At 77.4% G+C, this 3,482-nt stretch carries 2 protein-coding genes and 1 pseudogene; 1 reads left to right on the top strand and 2 read right to left on the bottom strand.

Annotated elements, in window-relative coordinates; translation table 11 throughout:
- Positions 1–287 precede the first annotated feature (287 nt).
- Positions 288–545 (bottom strand): hypothetical protein, encoded by a 258-nt coding sequence (locus tag ABTX81_RS39480; protein ID WP_350555761.1) that lies wholly within the window; start codon positions 543–545, stop codon positions 288–290.
- 292 nt (positions 546–837) lie between these two features.
- Positions 838–2,256 carry an NsdA family TPR-like regulatory protein gene (locus tag ABTX81_RS39475; RefSeq protein WP_350555759.1) on the bottom strand — a complete coding sequence of 473 codons (1,419 nt, stop codon included), beginning with the start codon at positions 2,254–2,256 and terminating at the stop codon, positions 838–840.
- Between the two features lie 453 nt (positions 2,257–2,709).
- On the opposite strand from ABTX81_RS39475, the pseudogene ABTX81_RS39470 reads away from it, so the two are divergent.
- Positions 2,710–3,482 (top strand): annotated as a pseudogene (locus tag ABTX81_RS39470) (peptidase M28); the annotation flags it as partial.

The raw sequence follows: 3,482 nt of genomic DNA, 5'->3' as shown, positions 1-3,482 counted from the left end.
CCCCCCCCGGGGCGCTGAGCTGCCGGTCGGTGAGGCCGCCGAGGGGCCTGCGGCGCGGTGCATCAGGGTGGACGTGCCGCAGCCGGAGGGGCCCGTCATCGCGGTGAACCCGGTCTCCCGGAAGGCGACGGAGACGGTGTCGCGCGCGGCGACCCGGGTGTCGCCGCTGCCGTCGGCCTCGGTGAGGCCGACGGTGGCGGCCGCGATCCCGGGGGCGGTGTGCGGGGCGACCGGAAACGGCGGGGCCTTCCGGCGGCGGGTGCCACCGGAAGGCCCTCGGTCCTCCGCTACCGGCCGGTGCGCGCCGCGACGGACCGGGCCAGCACGCCGACGGCCAGGATCGTGCCGCCGAGCAGCAGGCCGATCGAGCCGAGCACGCCGGCGGGCTGCCAGTTCTCGCCGGTCCGCGCGTCGGCGGCGAAGGCGCCGGCGATCAGCAGCAGCGACGCGAGGACGGTGAGGGCCCCGACGCCGAACGTCCCCCGGACCAGGACGGCCTCGGAGCGGCTCGGCCGGGCGGGGGCGGCGGGCTCGGTCGTGTTCACGGTGTTCTCCTTCTGCGGTGCGAAGCGGTGCACGTCGAAGGGTGTCCGGGCAACGTCTCGGTCCTCCCGGCGGGCGTGTATCGGTCCCCGCGCCGATCGCCGACGGTTTCGCAACGACGGCGGACCGGGCCCGGCCCGGCAGGCGCGGGGTGGCGGCGGCACCGCCGTCCGCGGCGTTGGCGAAACCCGGCTCGGCGCCGAGCAGCCGGGCCCGGCCCTCGGCGATGGCGATACGGACCGGAGCGCCCACCGATACACCGTGGACACAGGGCGGCCCGCCCGACGGCCCCGCTCAGCCCGCGAGGCCGTGCCCGATCAGGCGGCTGCGCAGCCCCGCCAGCTCGCGTCGCACCAGCGGCGGCAGCCCGTCCTCGCCGTCGCCCGCCGCCAGGACCGACCCGAGCAGCTCGGCGGCGGCCCGGGGGTCGTGCGCCAGCAGGTGGCAGTCGGCCACCCGGACGGTGAACAGCAGTCGGGCCGAAGGCAGTTGGTCGGGGGCGAGCAGGGCCAGCGCGGTCTCGGCGGCGTCCACGGCGCGCCGGGCGAGCCGGGGGTCGTCGACGGCGGCGGCCACGTCGCGCAGCGCGGCGGCGGCGCCCGCCTCGACCCGCAGCCGCATCGAGGCGATGGACAGCCACGCGGCGTCGGACTCGTCGTGCACCCCGATGTGGTCGAGGTGGTGGCGGGCGCGGGCGATGTGGCGGACGGTGGCGCGCACGTCACCGGTCATGGCGTGGGCGCGGGCCAGGCCGATCTGGCCCATCGCCCCGGCCCAGTGCCGGGCGGGGGCGACCCGGGCGATCTCGTGGGCGTAGCCGAGGGCGGCGGCGGGGTCGCCGTCGAGGCGGGCGAGGAAGCTCATGTCGCTGAGCGCGGCGACCTGGGTGGCGGGGTCCTCGGCGAGTTCGGCCCAGCCGAGGGCGCGGGAGAAGCAGGCCATCGCGGTGGCGTTGCGGCCGTCCTGCATGCGCAGCGCGCCGGCGGCGTGGGCGTACTCGCCGGCCAGCCGGGCCAGCGGGCGGCGGGCGGAGCCGGCCGGGTGGGCGGCCAGGCGGCGCAGGACGACGCGCAGGGTGTCCTCGACGGCCTCGGTGCCGGGGGCGCCGGGGCTGTCGCCGGCCCGCAGGTGGGCGGCGAGCAGACCGGCCAGGGCGTGCACGGTGTCGGGGTCGAGGGGCGGGGCGGCGGCGGGGTCGGCGGCGCGGAAGGCGGCGTGCAGGACGGCGAGGTCGGCGGGCGGGGGGACGTCGCAGCCGGCGGCGTCGTGGAGCGGGCAGAGCAGGCCGTAGTCGGGGAGGCGGACCGGCAGCTGGGTGGCGAGGCCGGGCGGCAGGGCGGGGGCGAGGGCCGCGACGGGCGGGCCGGGCAGCGGGGCGCGGGTCCAGTCGCGGGGCGCGGGCGGCGGGCCGAGGAGGTCCGGGGCGGTCGGGGGCGCGGCCGGGGCGGGCAGGGCGCCCTCCTCGGCGAGGCGGCAGGCGGCGCGCAGTTCGCCGCCGGCGAGCAGGAGGTCGTCGAGGCGGTCGGCGATCCGGGGGCTGGTGCGGCGGGTGCCGTGTTCGAGTTTGCTGACGGCGGTGTGGTCGTAGCCGATCTCGGCGCCGAGCTGGGCCTGGGTCAGGCCGGCGCGGCGTCGCCACTGGCGCAGGCGGAGCCCGAAGACCCGCCAGGCCTCGTCCTCGGCCGGCTTGGTCGCCGCCCGGTTCCGGTGCACGGGGCTGCCCTCCCGAGTGCGTTCCGGGCCTTCCGGTGGGGAGGTCCGCTCAGGAGGACGGTACTGGACGACGGCCACCGGCGTACATGCGATGGTCTCAACCACTTTCGGTAACTGGTCTCTACCTCTCTCCTCTTTGGTCTCAACCTGTTCAGCTGACGGCAGCCTCCTCCCCCGACCGCCCGGGCCCGGCCGGACCGACTCCTCCGACCTGCGCGGACGCCACGTCAGCCGCCAATTCTCCGTCCGCAGAAGGCTCCTGACGGCACTTGACGGAACTTGCCAACCGCCCGCCGGAGATGTCCGGGGCGTTGACCGGGCCATGACGGCATGTGAGGGTTCCGGCACCCGAGCGCGGACGCCCGCCCCGGCCGTCCCCCAACGGCCCCGCGGTGAGCGCCCTGACGGCACACCGTCCGCGATCGGGCACCCCCACGTTCGAGGAGCCTCGGAATGAAACGCAGATTGCTGACGGCGGGAACCACCCTGACCGTCCTGGCCGGCATGCTGACCGCCACCGCGGTCGGCCAGGCCGCCGCCGACCCCGGCCCGGCCGCATCGGCACCCCCCAGTGCGCTGGCCGCCGCCGTCAACGCCGCCGACGCCGCGGCCGCGGCCGGCCTGGACGCGCTGGCCAAGGGCCCGGACGAGGCCTACGAGCGCCAGTCCGTCACCCCGTGGCTGGGCGGCCTCTACTCGGTCGCCTACGAGCGCACCTACAAGGGCCTGCCGGTGGTCGGCGGCGACGCCGTCGTGCTCGCCGACGGCCAGGGCAAGGTGCGCGGGCTGCAGTCCGCCACCACCGGCCCGGTGGGCGTGCCGACCACCGCACTGGTCAGCGCCGCCAACGCCGAGAAGACCGCCCGCGCCAGGCTGGCCCAGGTGGACGGCGTGCAGTCCCGCCGCCTGGTCGTCCGGGTCCAGGACGGCGCCGGTCGCCTCGCCTGGGAGACCGTGCTCACCGGCCGCACCGCGACCGCTCCGAGCACCCTGCACGTCTTCGTCGACGCCCGCAGCGGCGAGGTCATCGACAGCTACGACGACGTGCGGGCCGGCACCCTCAACAGCAAGTGGAACGGCCCCTCGCCGACCATCAACACCACCGGCTCCGGCAGCTCCTACTCCCTGCGTGACCCCGGCCGCCCCGGCCTGAGCTGCGCCGACAACGCCACCGGCCAGGTCTTCACCAAGTCCTCCGACACCTGGGGCAACGGCAGCGCCACCAG

Origin of the sequence: Kitasatospora sp. NPDC097605 (assembly GCF_040302725.1) — a bacterium.
Taxonomy (GTDB): Bacteria; Actinomycetota; Actinomycetes; order Streptomycetales; family Streptomycetaceae; genus Kitasatospora.
This window is presented reverse-complemented; position numbering and strand designations above follow the sequence as displayed.